The organism is Ignisphaera sp., assembly GCA_038735125.1.
Classification (GTDB): domain Archaea; phylum Thermoproteota; class Thermoprotei_A; order Sulfolobales; family Ignisphaeraceae; genus Ignisphaera.
The window spans coordinates 174,567-189,204 of the sequence record JAVYNU010000001.1 but is presented as its reverse complement, the minus strand read 5'-3'; the positions used below and the strand labels follow the sequence as shown (position 1 = coordinate 189,204).

The window sequence follows — 14,638 nt, the reverse complement described above, 5'->3', positions numbered from 1 at the left end:
GTTAAACAAAATTATTTTACTCTCACAATATTTAAGTATTATGAGGAGAGAAAAATGTTTCCAGTCAATCCAAGGGAGCTCCAAAAGCAGTTGAAGCAACTCAAGAGAATGGGTATAAAGATAGACCAGATACAAAATGCTCAAAGAGCTGTTATAGAGTTGCAGGATAAGAGGATTGTTATAGAAGATCCAGAGGTTATGGTAATGGAGTTTAGCGGACAGAAAATGTTTTACATAGCTGGCAAGGCTAGGGAGGAGCAATTGCCACAAGCAGCAAACCAGGTAGTGGGCCAGGGCACAAACCAGCAAGCTATAGTAAATATTTCGAGCGAAGATGTTCAATTTGTTGCTGAGTACCTTGGCATCGGGGCTGAGGAGGCTAGGAAACTCCTTGTTGAGGCTGGTGGCGACATTGCAAAGGCTATTGAGATAGGCCAGACAAGATTTAGAAAGAAAAGTTAGCACATCTCTAACTTACCTTCTATCCTATGCCAAGACTCTTCAACACATCTACAAATAATTTGGAGAATTTCGATGACCTCCTCATTGCTTACAGAGGAATATTGAGCATACAAGAGTTTGTTACCTGCCTTGCGCAACTTCGCCAAATTTTCTCTACCACAATTATCAGCTATATCATCTTCGATTTTGCATATCTGTATTAGTTTGTCAAGTTCTATCACTATATATCTCCATATATAGTAAAATGCCTTTTCGCCGATACCAATCTTATCAAGGTTTTTAAGGCAAAAGTCCTTGAATATCCTCATCTTTTCTTTGTATGTGCAAGCCATGATAGCATATAAACCTTTTGAATGCTTTTAACAGTCAATGAGTGTGTGACATGGGTATTTTAAGTCATTTTGCAAATGACTTGCCTATAATTGGAGCGGTTTTGGTGACCACAATAATCTTCTTCTCTATAGCTGTCCTCTTCATAGATGTTCCTCCACAGCTTGTAGATGTGCTAAGGGATGAGATAAAGAGGATGGAGGGCATAGCCAGTGCTAGTAGCTTGGGGGAAATCACATTAGCTATATTTAGTAACAATGCACAAGTTAATGTCATGCTTGCTATACCTATTCTAAACATTATTGTATATCCTATGATGTTGCTATCAACTGCATGGGCTCTTAGAATAGCTGTGGAGATGCAACTAACCACTGTGGGCATTGGTGGTGTAGATCTCTTTACAGCTCTTGCTACAGCCCTTGCAATACTCCTTATTTCTCCTCATACATACATCGAGTTTCTATCCTATTCAATAACGTTTGTAGCCTCGTCAAAGCTAATGATATACATGTTCAAGAGAAATATTGATAAGGAGAGGGTTAAGTACTACCTCTTCCTAGTAGCCGTATCCATGGCAATATTGTTTATAGCAGCGCTTATAGAGGGGCTTGAAAGAGAGCTCTTTGTTGGTGCATAAAATTGAGGAGGCCATGTGGAGTAATAGTCTTGATGACAGACTTCGGATATGAGGATCCATATGTAGCTGCTATGAAGGGCGTTGCCCTAGATATTTGCCCCCATGTAAGAGTTGTTGATATAACACACTCTATTCCGAGCTTTGACATAGACCATGCCGCTCTAACCCTCTTTATGGCGTACAAGTATTACCCAGCTGGAACGATATTTGTCGTTGTTGTAGATCCGGGTGTTGGTAGCCCCAGAAGACCTCTACTCATAGTAACCAGAAACTACTACTTTATTGGCCCAGACAACGGCGTTTTAGTTCTAGCGGCTAGAGATGATGGTATAGAGGCTGTCTTTGCTCTTGAAAACGATTTGTATTTCAGAAAACCTGTTTCAAGTTCATTCCACGGAAGAGACATATTCACACCCGTTGCCTCATGGTTAGCATGCGGCACACCTCCAAATTCTTTTGGCTCTCCACAACCAGTTGATAGCTTAAAAGAACCTGGAATAGCAATGAAAATGAAGAAAATAGATGAGAGATGCCTGGAATTGGAGGCGATATACATAGACAAGTTTGGCAATGTAATGCTGTCAGCGTTCTTCGACGACTTGTCTAAGGCTCTTGGCCTAAGCTTGGGGGACACAGTATCGATTTTCATAGGTAATAGGAGATTTGAGGCTAGGGTAGAGAAAGTGTTTTCCGTAGTTAAAGAGGGTGAGATTGTGCTATATAAAAACAGTTTTCATCTAGCCGAACTGGCGGTGAACAAAGGATCTGCGAAGAACGTTCTTGGAATTGGAAAAAGAGATGCTATCAGAATATGCAAAACAGTGGCATGAGCTAGAGCAGTAGTTTTGTGGGTAGAATGCCGGGGGTGACCCGCTCCGTGCGCATCACATCCCCGGGACATCGGGGGCTTTGCACGGGCAACCGGGGCAACCATAATTATTGTTTTCAGAGTATAAAAGTTTTTCAGTAAGGGATGGAGCTCTTCACCTATCCGATTTGAAGTCACTCATCATCTAATATGTATAAAACATTTTCTCTGCTAATATAGCTTCAACATTGCCAAAATCTTTGGTGTGAGGATAGTGAGCGATCTGAGTGCTCCTGGAATCTACATCCTAGTTATCAATGTCTCAAAGCGCATCTGCCTAGATATAAAGTCTCTCAACAGACCTTGCATAGACTCTGGTCTCTACGGATATGTCGGCTCTGCCAGAGGCTCTGGAGGCATTAGAGCAAGGCTGGAGCACCATCTTAGAAGAGATAAAAAGAGGCTCTGGTGGCACATAGACTACCTAACAACGAAGCAGGAGGTAGTACCCCTTCTGACGATCTATGCCAATACATTGGATGATGTGGAAAGAATATTCGCGGAAACACTCATTGACATAGGATGCTGGCAGGTTGCAGTTCCACGCTTTGGTTCAACAGATAAGAAGACCCCTTCACATTTACTGAAATGCGTTTGCAGTGAAACACAATGTATAGAACACGTCCTAAAATCATTCGAACTTCTTGGCCTACAACCAGCCATTCTACAAATTAGTAGCACAGTTCATGTAGGACATATTAAATGATTATTATTTGCTAATAAGCTATAACATACAAAGCATTGTGAGAAGGCTTTTGATTTATTCAAAGAACTTCTTGAAGAGGTTGAGCTACTCTTAGAAGCTGCGAGCTTGAGGCTCTTGGCACCCATAGAAATACTTTATAAATTTGTGTAGTATTTAAAGTTATGGAGTATAGGAGTAGTGCAAAGCGGTTTTGCAGTCATGAGGAGGATTAAGCTTCCCTTTGCCGGCTTGACAATCGATTTTGTTGATAGGGAGTCGGCTTTGAAAAGAGTTTTTGAGTGGGCTGAAAGGGGTACTTACCCTGTTCAAGTTGTTTTTGGTCCCGAGGGTTGTGGTAAAACTGCTTGGCTTAGACAATCAGCAGAGCTTTTAAAGGATATGGGCTTTGATGTCATATACTTTAACCCTGTTGAGAGAGATGTTCTTGTTGAGCTTGGGCTCCATGATCTAAAGAGGGATTTTCTGAGATTAGTTGAGGAGCTTAGCAGACAGCATATGGTTGCAAATATTGCTTGGAGCGTAATAGACTTTGCCAGAAGAGCTGTCGAGCATGGGTCAAAGAGAATGGCTATCCTAGTAGATGATATTTTTCAGGATATAGGGATAAGTAAATCGGCCACATATGTAAAAGGGCTTCTCGGTTTGCTTGAACACCCTCCTAGAGAATATGAGAGAATTGTGTCAGTTGTTGCTACTAGCGAGGGCATTTCAAGAAGGGAGATAGGCAAACACGACTGGGCAGATCTGAAACCAATGTGGAATATGGGGAGGGACGGCTTTGAACAGCTCTATAACCTGTTGCCAGATCCAAAACCGGACTTCGAATATATTTGGAGAATGACAGGAGGAAACCCAAGATATCTAGAGCAGTTATACAAAGCCAATTGGATTATCGATAAGGTTGTTGAGAAAATTGTTGAGGGAAAAAACATAACCCCTAGTTTTGTGGCTAAATGGAAGAGGTTACTTGAAAAAGCGGTTGAGGATCCCGATGTTTTGTGGGAGCCAGATACCCCCCAAGAGCTTGTTGATGAACTTATTGAGAGGAATTTAATAGTATACCTGCTGTCTAAGAGAGATCCATGGTTTTGGGTGGACACTCCACCGCCTGAGAAGGATCTTGAGCTTGGCATTGGCAGATATGTAGCTTGGCAAACACCTCTTCACAGAGAAGCAGTTAGAAAGGTATTGGAGATATATAATTGAGTAGGCATTAAAACTCTTGGAGTCGCCGAGGACAGCCATCGGCAATTGTTGCCTAGTGTTTGAACCATGTATCGAGGGTCTTTGTCTTCTTTTCGTATATGAATTCTATGGCTTTTTCTATGATTGGCTGCGGTATGGAGGTCTTCTTTACTATGAATTCTTTTAGCTCTTGTTCTGAGGGGCTTGTGAGTATTGGTCCTTTGTTCAAGGCGTGTGCAACTGTTTGTCTTATTTGCCAGTTTCCAACGGGGTATATATATTGTGGTAGTATCTCTCTTAGGATAGATACTCTAGCCTGTCTGCCAATTTTATGGAGATATTCTAGAACGCTTGTTCTGGCTGCTATGTATCCCCCGTCCATGTCTGTGAACTTGCCTGGGACAACCTCTCTAATCTCTAGATAGTCTATTGCGTTGCTCGGGTTGTAGACGGCTTTTGGATGCCAGACCTCTATCCACTGTGCTTTGTATGGTCCTGGCGATAGAACAACTATGTATTTGTTGTATAGATACTCTGAGTAAAACACCATGGTCTCGGACACCGTTTGGCAGCTTCTTATACGCTCAAGCAGCATATTGCCTATAGCTGTGTCGACAGCTGTTATAGCCCATCTTGTTGGCACCAACTTTCTAGACGATTTCCTGCCTAGAAACCCTATTGACAGTGCTCTAACAATTGTGTAGAACTCTACCCCAGACCTGTAGAGCTCTGCGATAGCCTCTGAAGCCTTAGCATCGTCGAATATAATCTCCTCTAGCTTCCTAGGCATTTTGGCAGAGCCAACAATGTTTATAGTCTCCACCTGTAGCTTTGGACCCATTGGAGGGAGGAGATAGTCGAAGCTGACAACAGGGCTAAGCCTCTTCCTAACCCTAGCCTCGGCATCAACAGGCCTCGAAGACACTACAGCAAGCCCTATCTCACTATCGTAAAGCCTGTTAACATCTGTTACCAAAACCCTTGGCAAAGTGAGCATAGCCAGACCGCTTCTAAGCTCAACAATATCCTCTAGACCAAGCCTAAGATGCCACGACTGGGGGTCATCATAAAACTTGGCCTCATCCCCATAGACATCTGGTGGAACACCAACATACACCGTGACATGCGGATAGCCAAACTCCCCCACAACAGCAGTCGGCGGGGTGGATCCGCCCAACATATTGCTTTCCAACTTCTTTGCAATAGAAACCCTCTTAGAATAAGCAGACAGAAGAGGACACCTAGACAATCCACACAAAAGCTTGTGCCCCTTGCAAACAATACAAAGCCTAGCACTAACCCTGTTCCACATCACACAGCACAAAAATAAGTTGCCCTACACAGCTAAAAAACTGAGAGGAGAAAACTTATCAACATCGCTTATAGTGCTACCTATATATACAGGCGGTTTGTGGGTCAAGTCTATGCATAGACTGGAGGTGGAGATTCTTAAGAAGAGATCATCAATGTTTCTAGAGGAGGCTAGGCACGCTCTGGATAGAGGTTTCTATGATCTAGTATGTTTTTTATCCGAGCAATCCCTACAACTCTATCTAAAGGCTTTATTGCTGGAGCTTGTGGGCGATTATCCTAGAACCCATAGTATTAGACATCTATTGGGCGAGCTAAACAGGGTTCTAAAATCTCGAGAACTAGAAGATTTTGTTGTAGCAAATAGGGCCAGGCTCTTGGCTCTCGAAGACGCATATCTGATGTCTAGATACTATATTAGAGAGTATGAGAAGGAGGATGCAGAGGATATGATAAGGCTTGTCGAGGAGGTGCTATCTCTACTCAAAAAGATTCTGGGTGGCAGGCAATGAACATATTTATGGATACCTCAGCAAAACGTGCTAAACTGGTAAGCGAGTGGAGGTTATGGGCCTCTAGAATAGCTAGGGTAGTCAAGGAGGTTATCCCAGATGCGGAGGTCTATGTCATTGGAAGTGTGGCTAGAGGCGATAATGTTGGTGGAAGCGATGTAGATATACTGATAGTGTCTGAATACGCTCCGAAAAAACCTATAGAGATAGCCAAGCTAAAAGCCTTCATAGAGGAGATACTGAACTTGCCATACTACCACCCATTCGAGATACATATTTTAGGACCAGAGGAGGCCAAGCGACACATAGAAAAATCAGGTGGATACGTACTGAAAATAGCTTAGAGATAATCAAACGCAATAATCTCATATTAATAAAGAGAGAATTATGTTAAACATGATTAGATACAGATTTAACCTAACCTCTTTTAAGAAAAAACCCGATACAACATCACGATAAGATACTCCAACGGATCTCAAAACATTTTCTAAGGGTATATTAGGTTCAGATACTCAAGGCTTAAATGATGTTGAGGAAGAGATCTTAACACACGATTGGATAGAAAAGTCCTTCACAGTATTTTTATAGTTCGTCATAAAAAGGATCGGCTTAGAAGCTAGAAGGTTAAACACCTAGCTGAAAAGTAGACTGCTACATGTACATGCCTTATGTCCAGTAAATGTGTAAAGATACGATGTTCAAGCACTAGTTTTTTGGTACAAGGTACGTAGAACTTGGGGTAACAAATCTTATTGTTGAGTATAAAAGTTGTCAAACCCAATCTATTTAGTTATAGCAACTCAATATAACTTCTGCAATGTAATATAGAAGATGTACATGGAGCATAGTACAAGATCATACCTAACAAGCCTATTTTAGCAGCAGTATCACTCTTACTATTGCTAGAAAGAAGGCAAATAATCGAACTATCACGCCAACTTGGTAACCTCTAGCACCACTTAGCAAAGATAATTATAGCCTTTAAGGAAACGAATCAACAATAAATGTGGTATTACAGCTGGAATCCGAATACAAGTTATCAGCTTCAATGGCTAGGATGTCTATTAATTTATATTTCACTAAGCAATAAGGTACCAAGACCCATATTAGTTTTGTGACTTTGTTCTACACTTTTTCGTAAATCAATAAGAGTTTGTGATAAATGGTATTTCATAGACTGTGATTAACTATCATTTAGTTACATTTAGATTTATTGGTAATATATAAAAGCAGTGATAGAGTTACTAGTATCAGGCTATAGACGGCAAAACCTATTATTGGGGTACGCCATGAGTCAGCTAATATGTTAAGCCATTGATTTAGGAGCTCTCTGTCGCCAGGATCATCAATTAACCCGCCTAATACATCTCTTGACATAGATACTAGGACAGCCTGCTTCATAAATAGGTATACTGAACCCAGTAACCCAGTCACTCCCATGATTAGTCCGACAAGGCTTATTAATTTAGTGAACTTTGGCACAATCAATCCCATAACATCTTTTTGTGAAAGGGGTAAATAATTATTATGGAGAATCGCCAGGGGATCTCAGGAGGTGAACCAGTTGGTTTGTTGTAGACAGTTTAGTGAGAATTGTAGAGAAACTTTCTATGAATCCAGAACATGCTGATTGTAATACCCTTAGATAATAATGCATCGAAGTTGCTTAAAGATATACTATAAAAGCATTTAATTATTGACTAATCTAAAAGAGTTGCTTGTTGAAAGGGGAAGATCAAAGTAAAAATACTACAGGCTAAGAGATATTTAGTTTAATGCTTGGAATGCCCGTACTACCTTTTGTAGTCTGGAAAGAATTTACAAAAGTGTATCGAACTCCTTTCGCGCTAATGTTAAAGGGATAAGGTTTCTAGATGGCCAGGTTTAGAGCTACATCCAGATTTACATCCTCAGTACATCGGCGGTAAGTTTATGGAGGTTGAAGAGTATAAGATACTTGCCGAAGACTCTATAGGGTTTATGTCTGAGGTTATAGTTCCGAGAATGTTCGAAGCGCTATCAAAACCAAATTCGGCGGAAGCATATGCATCGCTAATAAAATTAGGATATGATATGGCCGATTTCAACAAGGTTATGATGGATATAGAAACGCTATCCCATCAGTGTTTTCGAAGGCGATTTCACGAGATTCACTCACTACCTACTCGAGCTACCCAAGAGCAGCATATTTGCTTAGTTTGAAAGAGCAGATCTTAGAAAAAGTTAGAAAGATTCTAGGAGATCACATTCCTATAGGTGGCGGAATATCGCCGGCACTATATATCCACGGAACTAAGGAGAAGGTTTACGAGAAGGTATGCAAACTTTTAAACGATGTTAAGGAACCCAGGGTATTTATGTTCATGGGCACAGGAGCACCTATACCCTACGAAGCAAGAATAGAGAACATCAAGGCGGCGGTAGATGCTGTCATAAAGTGTGGTAAATACGAGTAGCACGCAATTAACATCGAATTAATTTATTCATTTCCATGTTCAAAACCTGGATACGCCATCGCTATGTATAGGTTTTGATAGTTAAAAGCAACCCTTATTTAGCGGTAAACCCATATTTACCCATTGAAGCTTCCCATGCGTCGATTCATCGAGCACGCCCTTCTATATATGGTGTACGTAGGTATTAACCCTATAACAACCGTAATCGCTATAAACACCGGGAATACTGCTTGAAACCCACCCACAACATCCCTGATAATACCGGTAGCTAGAGTTCCTACGAATACTGCTGTAGCATAGCCTGTCATTAGCAACGGCCAGCTTAGTGAGAACCTCTCCTGCGAAGTTATTCTTCTTGCCTCTGTTGGTGCTATAACCAGCCATCCCCCTAAGCTTAAGTATATTATTGGTGAAGCTAATAGGAATACAACTTGAGATGGGTACAACCATAAAGCTGTGAGTGCAAGTATTGCTGAAGCGTAGTTTATGCTTGCTGCAAATAGGAATCCCTTCAAATCTATTACCTTACCATAGAGTACTCTACCCACCCCATTGAATACAGAGAAAATAGCTATAGTATATCCCATAACCTGTGGGTCAATTGAAGCCAATTCTACACCTATTTGCTTCACGTAACCTACATACGCTAACGGTGTAAAAAGCCCTGCAAAGTACAACACCCATATTATCCAAAAACACCCCCTAGATAGAACAACACGTAGAGATTCTCCTAGATTTTCTTGTTTTTGAATTTCCCTGCTAGCAGGGTTCATCTTTGTTAGATATGCTAAAGTAAGGGCTGCTACCAGAAATGCTATTCCAACAATTCTTATACCAGTACTGAAACCGTAGACTCTAAACAGATACTCAAATAGCGGAGCTGCAACAAGCGATGCTATTCCAAAACCTGCCCTAGCTATACCAATAGCTAAACCAGGTTTATCAGGTACCCACGAAGCTGCTATAGGAAGAGTCATGCTATCCATTAAAGCAACTCCTACCCCCGCAACAAAGAATAGCGCTGAAAACAAAGACACATTCTTGTCAATAAAACTTGCGCCTATCAACCCTAATCCAAAGAAAAGTGCTCCTAAAAACAGAGGAACTTTCTCCGATCTAAATCTTTTTTCAAGAACTCCGCCTAATAACATTAAATAACCATAAGCGCATAGATAAGCAAAATAAGGTATACCAGCTTCGGTTGCTGAAACCCCCCACTGCTTCTGCAATTCATAGCCAATAATGCTGTAAGAGTAGATAGTACCCCCTAAGAATGTTATGAAAAAGCACAGTATAGGGTAAACCCACCTAGTAGTACTACCATATCTGGCTGTGGCCATTTGACATCCCGGATACACAATACAAATTGGGGGGGGGGATAAAAAAGACTTCTATAAAGAAATCCCTCGAAAAATTATCAATGCTTATATAAAATTAGTTGCTAGGACAATAAGCAGAATAGGTAAATCCCATTAAGTTTCCGAAGCTTAACATCCCACCTTTATGTTGATGAAGGAAAATCCGATGAAACCAAAATCAACGAACTAATTGTTTTACCCCATAACTATAAAGACTGTCAATTGTGAAGAACTATATTAGCTAATGCTATCTCGGCTCAGCATGGATATAGATTTTCGAATTTCTCTTCAACAACTTCAGCAAAGTGATTTGCTAACCTAAAAATTTGTAGTTTATGCAACTTGTTTTATGTAACCGTCTTCATATACTTCGTAGCAACATAATTCTGGTATTACTGCTACGCATAGCATATTCTTAACCTTAGGTTTTCGATGTTAGCTACCTCTATAGATCCCTTATCTTTTCCATCAATATTTCCACCGATTGTTTTTCGCCATTCTACTGAACATGTTCTTTATAGGGGGCAGCTACTACCTTTACTACTCTGAGTTTTATCATATTTGCTCATCCGATTGTAGGTATACCTTTATTATACTTAATAAAACTTATGCTATTGTAGGTTAACCTGAGTATACTGAGTATACCTTCCATAGACTTTCCTATATAGTTTAACCTCCAAAGATAAAGCGTTTATCCACCTAGAGGAATTTTATTAAAGCTCTGCTGCACTTCAGATTCGATTCGCCGATTCTATGCATAGATTGATTTAATTCTTAGCTTTACAAGCACAAAATTATCCTCGGCAAAGTAATCAAGTTTGGTTATCTCTGCTTTTACCCCCATATCTCTAAGAATATAGACATAGTCTTCTATCCAGTCGATAACACCACATGTAACACAAAAATGCCCTGAAAACCTCATGATATTATAATCACCTTCTATACCTACTATAGATGCTATTGCCTCTGGAGCTCTATACCTATTATACACTTCTACCGCTTTATCTAACAATCTTCTAGCTTCAGCTCCTTCCGCTACGTTCATCTTAATTCCTATTTAATTTAACCTGATCACAAAATTTATATGTTCTCTATAAGACAAAACATTAATCTCTTACCTAAGCGTCAGCATTGGCAGGAAATAAAGTTACGTATTGCCTATTTGCTTTCGTTCTTTAACTAATTGTATAAGTTTTTCGTTATTTTCTTTAAATCGCTTAAAACTGAGCGTAATCCCGGATAATGTATAGAATTTTTCTATAGCTACAATATAGTTGCTACATACGGTATCAGCGCACTTGATGGTTATAACGTGGCTAGATATAGCTTTGTTTATATTGCTGAGCAAAGGATCTATGAAGCTACCTATCCTAAAGACATCTACACCTTTTCCTCTTAGTTCGTAAACTAGGTTACTGAGCATTCTTATGTACCCCTTAGGATCCTCTGCAGCCGTCGACCAGGAAACCGCGACATTGTGTATGTAGAGAGCTGTTGGTTTAATGTCATCAACTAGGGATACTAAGTATGATGTGAGTTCAGTTGGGCTATAAGTTGATGGATTAATTGTTCTAAAAGCAACCCTTTTAAAATATCTCATATCTTTATCAGCTCTATAGGTTTCAGCATCTCCATCAAACCTACGGTTAAACTTGTTGGATAGATACTGTAATCGATGAAGAGAACGCTGGGTTTTGTTCACCATGTGTATCAGTAGGGAGAAAACTGTTGGAGGCCAAGGAGATGTTTTCGAAGGACATTCAAAATACATGGTCATTGGCAGAAACTCTCCTTCAACTATGTACACGTCTTTATCCCTAAAAACAGGCATCCTCCTACTTAATACCGGGGAGCAATAGGTTTCAAGGTTTCGAATTACTACACCTTTACCACTTATTATCGAGAAGTATATCTCTGATACCGTTAATGGTTTTCCCCAATCTTCCTAACTTCCATTATTCTATCAATTAAGCCTCTCCCAACCCTATGCTTTAGTATAAGAACTGCATCAGCAGCAAATTCTATTCAGCCTTATTAACGTATTCCTCTCCCAAAGGTATTTCGGATACTAGAACAACAGCTCCATTGATGGTTTTCTGTAACTCACAGAAGAAATTCTGTAGGTAACCCCGTGCAGCTATGTTGTTCTCTATAGCTTCAAGCAAAGGAGTTACAGAGTCTATAACCACTACCCGTGGATTGTACTCTAAAACAAGCTTGGATAGGTTATTCAATATTAGCTGAATTTCGTTGCTTGATGCTACTACAAGTATCTTAACGAATAGAAGTAGTTTCTTTTCGTCGTAAACCCTAAAATCTATACCAACACCTTCGAGTTGTTTAAATAACCTCTCTTTATCTTCCTGGAAAGATACGTAGAGACACCTAGCGTTATTCTCCATAGTGTACAAACATATCGAAAAGGCAAAAAGTTGTTTTACCAGCACCAGGGTACCCAGCAATTAATATGAGCTTAGGTTCGTAAATAAAATCGCCGAGCATATCAACCAAGTATTCTATTGATTTCAAAGATACCGCCTATTACATATCTTCGCTAATATAGCTTTAGAGCAAAAGATAAAAAATCTATATAGATCTAGAGGAACAACATGGGATAAATGGTTTCAGGGATCCAACCTTTGTAGATATATTTTTGGGAAGCTTATTTTAGTGGTTTGGTCGTGATAAAAGGTGAATATGATCTTGCTTGCTATAGTACTATTTATTGCAATGATTTTGGTTATAGGGTTAGCGGTATTTCCATTGGTACATGTATCGAGCAACACTGTAGCTTTAACTCAAACGATTACCAGATATTCAATGATCATCATCTTCAGTACTTTTACGGAAATAGTTGTTATCACCAAAACTACAGCTGTTAAGGTGCAAAATGGGTATGCATCTTCAATGGTAATAACAAGCGCAGAGTTACACAGGGATGAAGGTTTTGGTTTATGCATCGCTAAGATGACGAACAAAGTATTTCCTCTATTAGCAGATACCCCGGAGCTTCGATACAGAGGCTATAGAAATAAAACTGATGTCGATTTTATGGGTGTTAGAGCTATAGGGGTGATTTTCTTGAATTGGGATAGCTGGGTCGCATAATACCCTTAGACATGGGGTATACTGCTTGGAGATAAGCTAGGGATATGAGGTGTAATTTAGATTGGCAACAAATTAGTGTATGTACCTGTTAAAGTGAAGCCAACAAACTTCAGCATAGTTAAAGGTAGTCAACCCTTACCAAAACTTAGGAGCTAAAATAGTTGCCTTTATAGAGTACGATAGGCATTCAAATACTTCTAGAACCTTTTAAATCCACATATGCAACAATCTTGGTCAAAACATTTACACCAATTCAGCATCTAAATTATGACTTTAAATATGTCGCGCTTTGCCAAGCTAAAATATGTCAAGCAACATCAAATATATTCCGATATACAGAACCGATTAGGCTAGTACTAGTATAAATTAAGAGTGTTGATAAAAACGGGGGCAGAATCTGTGTAGTTGTATCAGAATCTGTACACATCTACTCCTTTCTGCTTAGCATATTCCTCAACTTCTCTGCCAATCAATGTCGCTGCCAGAATCCCGACAACATTTTTGTTTGGATATCTAGTCTTGACAACGTCTACCTTAGCTATAAGCGACCCGACATCGCTGTGTCTCGGCCTAACCTTGACCTCTACTACATAGACAGTCTTATCTGTCTCGATAAACAAGTCTATGTCAAGGTTATCAACTCTGTGATTCCTTATCCTATGCAACACCTTCTCTCCTCTAGCGCTAAGCTCCTCAACCAGATCCTCGTACAGATATCTAGCAATAGAAGCCTCTGTTAAAGCCCCCAAAGCAAGCTCAATATTGCTAACTCTATGCTCTAGAGACTCGACTCTGCTAACTAGCTCCATAATCACCTTCGTATGCTCTTCTAACCTCCGCTCAATTACTTCAAATCTCTTGTATGCCTCCTCCCACCTCCTGTTATTTTCCTCCCACCTCCTATTATTTTCTTCCCATCTTCTGTTGTTCTCTTCCCACCTCTTTTCCTCTAGCTCAATGAATTTGTTGAGATCCTCTCTAAGCCTCTTTAATTCGTTTTCTACTGCTTCAAATCTCTTGTATGCCTCCTCCCACCTCCTGTTATTTTCCTCCCATTTCCTCTCTTGCTCCTTAACAAAAATGAGAAAGTCTTCTCTAAGTCTCTTCAACTCCTCCTCATGCCTGTCAAGCCTCTTCAAAATCTCCCCATAGCCAATAAGCCCAGCAACAGCTAAGCGAAACTCCTCATCCTCTCTCAAAAGCTTGAGAATCTCCTTCTTTAGATACTCAACATCTACTATGCTATCCATCTTACATCAACTAAACTACATCTTTGTTTATATAAGATGCAACGCAATCTATATAGTTTTAATAGAGAGCTTAATATTTTTGTAGCTATACCATGCATGTCCGCTGCAAGCACAGCTGTGGATTCAGCTGTTCTTCTATCATCGTTTAAACCTGGTATTACTAGCATCATAGAAAACCCATGTCTTAATGCCTGTCTTACCTAGCCTCCTCGCAGTGCTTCTGCACGTGCTCTTGGCGATGAGCTGAGGGCTTAATGGGCTTTGCTACTGAGTAATCAAGCGTTGTAATTATGAATCCCACGTCTACCATGCTCTTGTACTTTGAGAGCAGGTCTACGTCTCTGAGTACTAGGGGTTCTTTGTTCGAATGCTAACGGGAAAGCCGTTCTTCAGTACTACTTCAAGGCTCTTCTGGGCAATCTGTAGACCGCTTCTACTAGTTGGTATGCATCTGT

At 40.2% G+C, this 14,638-nt stretch carries 17 protein-coding genes; 9 read left to right on the top strand and 8 right to left on the bottom strand.

Features of this window, described 5'->3' with window-relative positions; translation table 11 throughout:
* Positions 1–54 precede the first annotated feature (54 nt).
* Entirely contained in the window at positions 55–462 is a 408-nt protein-coding gene (locus QW284_01090) for a nascent polypeptide-associated complex protein (GenBank protein MEM0338271.1), read from the top strand.
* On the opposite strand, the gene QW284_01085 is transcribed toward QW284_01090, so the two are convergent.
* Complete coding sequence (locus tag QW284_01085; protein ID MEM0338270.1) at positions 459–794, bottom strand: hypothetical protein; 336 nt, start codon at positions 792–794, stop codon at positions 459–461. The two genes, QW284_01090 and QW284_01085, sit on opposite strands and share 4 nt — an antisense overlap.
* A 50-nt stretch (positions 795–844) precedes the next feature.
* Between QW284_01085 and QW284_01080 the strand changes: the two genes are divergently transcribed.
* The 4 genes from QW284_01080 (at position 845) to QW284_01065 (ending at position 4,209) form a co-directional block, all read left to right on the top strand.
* Positions 845–1,429, top strand: a complete 585-nt coding sequence (locus QW284_01080) for a stage II sporulation protein M (GenBank protein MEM0338269.1) — start codon at positions 845–847, stop codon at positions 1,427–1,429.
* A gap of 2 nt (positions 1,430–1,431) precedes the next feature.
* Positions 1,432–2,259 (top strand): SAM-dependent chlorinase/fluorinase, encoded by an 828-nt coding sequence (locus QW284_01075; protein ID MEM0338268.1) that lies wholly within the window; start codon positions 1,432–1,434, stop codon positions 2,257–2,259.
* 252 nt (positions 2,260–2,511) lie between these two features.
* Positions 2,512–3,003, top strand: coding sequence for a GIY-YIG nuclease family protein (locus QW284_01070; GenBank protein MEM0338267.1), 492 nt, complete (start codon positions 2,512–2,514; stop codon positions 3,001–3,003).
* Between the two features lie 198 nt (positions 3,004–3,201).
* Positions 3,202–4,209, top strand: coding sequence for an ATP-binding protein (locus QW284_01065; GenBank protein ID MEM0338266.1), 1,008 nt, complete (start codon positions 3,202–3,204; stop codon positions 4,207–4,209).
* Positions 4,210–4,261: 52 nt separating this feature from the next.
* Here QW284_01065 and QW284_01060 read toward each other — a convergent pair whose 3' ends face one another.
* On the bottom strand, positions 4,262–5,446 hold the full coding sequence (locus QW284_01060; protein ID MEM0338265.1) for a hypothetical protein: 1,185 nt from the start codon (positions 5,444–5,446) through the stop codon (positions 4,262–4,264).
* A gap of 13 nt (positions 5,447–5,459) precedes the next feature.
* Between QW284_01060 and QW284_01055 the strand changes: the two genes are divergently transcribed.
* The 3 genes from QW284_01055 (at position 5,460) to QW284_01045 (ending at position 8,467) form a co-directional block, all read left to right on the top strand.
* Positions 5,460–6,011 (top strand): HEPN domain-containing protein, encoded by a 552-nt coding sequence (locus QW284_01055; protein MEM0338264.1) that lies wholly within the window; start codon positions 5,460–5,462, stop codon positions 6,009–6,011.
* A complete protein-coding gene (locus QW284_01050; GenBank protein MEM0338263.1) occupies positions 6,008–6,355 on the top strand; it encodes a nucleotidyltransferase domain-containing protein in 348 nt (115 codons plus the stop codon). Before QW284_01055 ends, QW284_01050 begins: the two co-directional genes overlap by 4 nt.
* A 1,845-nt stretch (positions 6,356–8,200) precedes the next feature.
* The gene (locus QW284_01045) at positions 8,201–8,467 is read left to right on the top strand and encodes a uroporphyrinogen decarboxylase family protein (GenBank protein MEM0338262.1); all 267 of its coding nucleotides are present in this window, start codon (positions 8,201–8,203) and stop codon (positions 8,465–8,467) included.
* Positions 8,468–8,583: 116 nt separating this feature from the next.
* Here QW284_01045 and QW284_01040 read toward each other — a convergent pair whose 3' ends face one another.
* The 5 genes from QW284_01040 to QW284_01020 form a co-directional block, all read right to left on the bottom strand.
* The gene (locus tag QW284_01040; GenBank protein MEM0338261.1) at positions 8,584–9,807 is read right to left on the bottom strand and encodes an MFS transporter; all 1,224 of its coding nucleotides are present in this window, start codon (positions 9,805–9,807) and stop codon (positions 8,584–8,586) included.
* A 769-nt stretch (positions 9,808–10,576) separates the two neighbouring features.
* Positions 10,577–10,870, bottom strand: coding sequence for a hypothetical protein (locus QW284_01035; GenBank protein ID MEM0338260.1), 294 nt, complete (start codon positions 10,868–10,870; stop codon positions 10,577–10,579).
* Positions 10,871–10,972: 102 nt separating this feature from the next.
* The gene (locus QW284_01030; GenBank protein ID MEM0338259.1) at positions 10,973–11,656 is read right to left on the bottom strand and encodes a hypothetical protein; all 684 of its coding nucleotides are present in this window, start codon (positions 11,654–11,656) and stop codon (positions 10,973–10,975) included.
* Between the two features lie 190 nt (positions 11,657–11,846).
* Positions 11,847–12,227, bottom strand: coding sequence for an ATPase domain-containing protein (locus QW284_01025; protein MEM0338258.1), 381 nt, complete (start codon positions 12,225–12,227; stop codon positions 11,847–11,849).
* Positions 12,217–12,354 carry a hypothetical protein gene (locus QW284_01020; protein ID MEM0338257.1) on the bottom strand — a complete coding sequence of 46 codons (138 nt, stop codon included), beginning with the start codon at positions 12,352–12,354 and terminating at the stop codon, positions 12,217–12,219. The genes QW284_01025 and QW284_01020 overlap by 11 nt, the downstream gene beginning before the upstream one ends.
* A gap of 168 nt (positions 12,355–12,522) precedes the next feature.
* Here QW284_01020 and QW284_01015 point away from each other — a divergent pair, with 168 nt between their 5' ends.
* A complete protein-coding gene (locus tag QW284_01015; GenBank protein MEM0338256.1) occupies positions 12,523–12,933 on the top strand; it encodes a hypothetical protein in 411 nt (136 codons plus the stop codon).
* Positions 12,934–13,343: 410 nt separating this feature from the next.
* Here the strand turns inward: QW284_01015 and QW284_01010 are convergent, their stop codons facing one another.
* Positions 13,344–14,183, bottom strand: a complete 840-nt coding sequence (locus QW284_01010; GenBank protein MEM0338255.1) for a hypothetical protein — start codon at positions 14,181–14,183, stop codon at positions 13,344–13,346.
* Between the last annotated feature and the right edge of the window lie 455 nt (positions 14,184–14,638).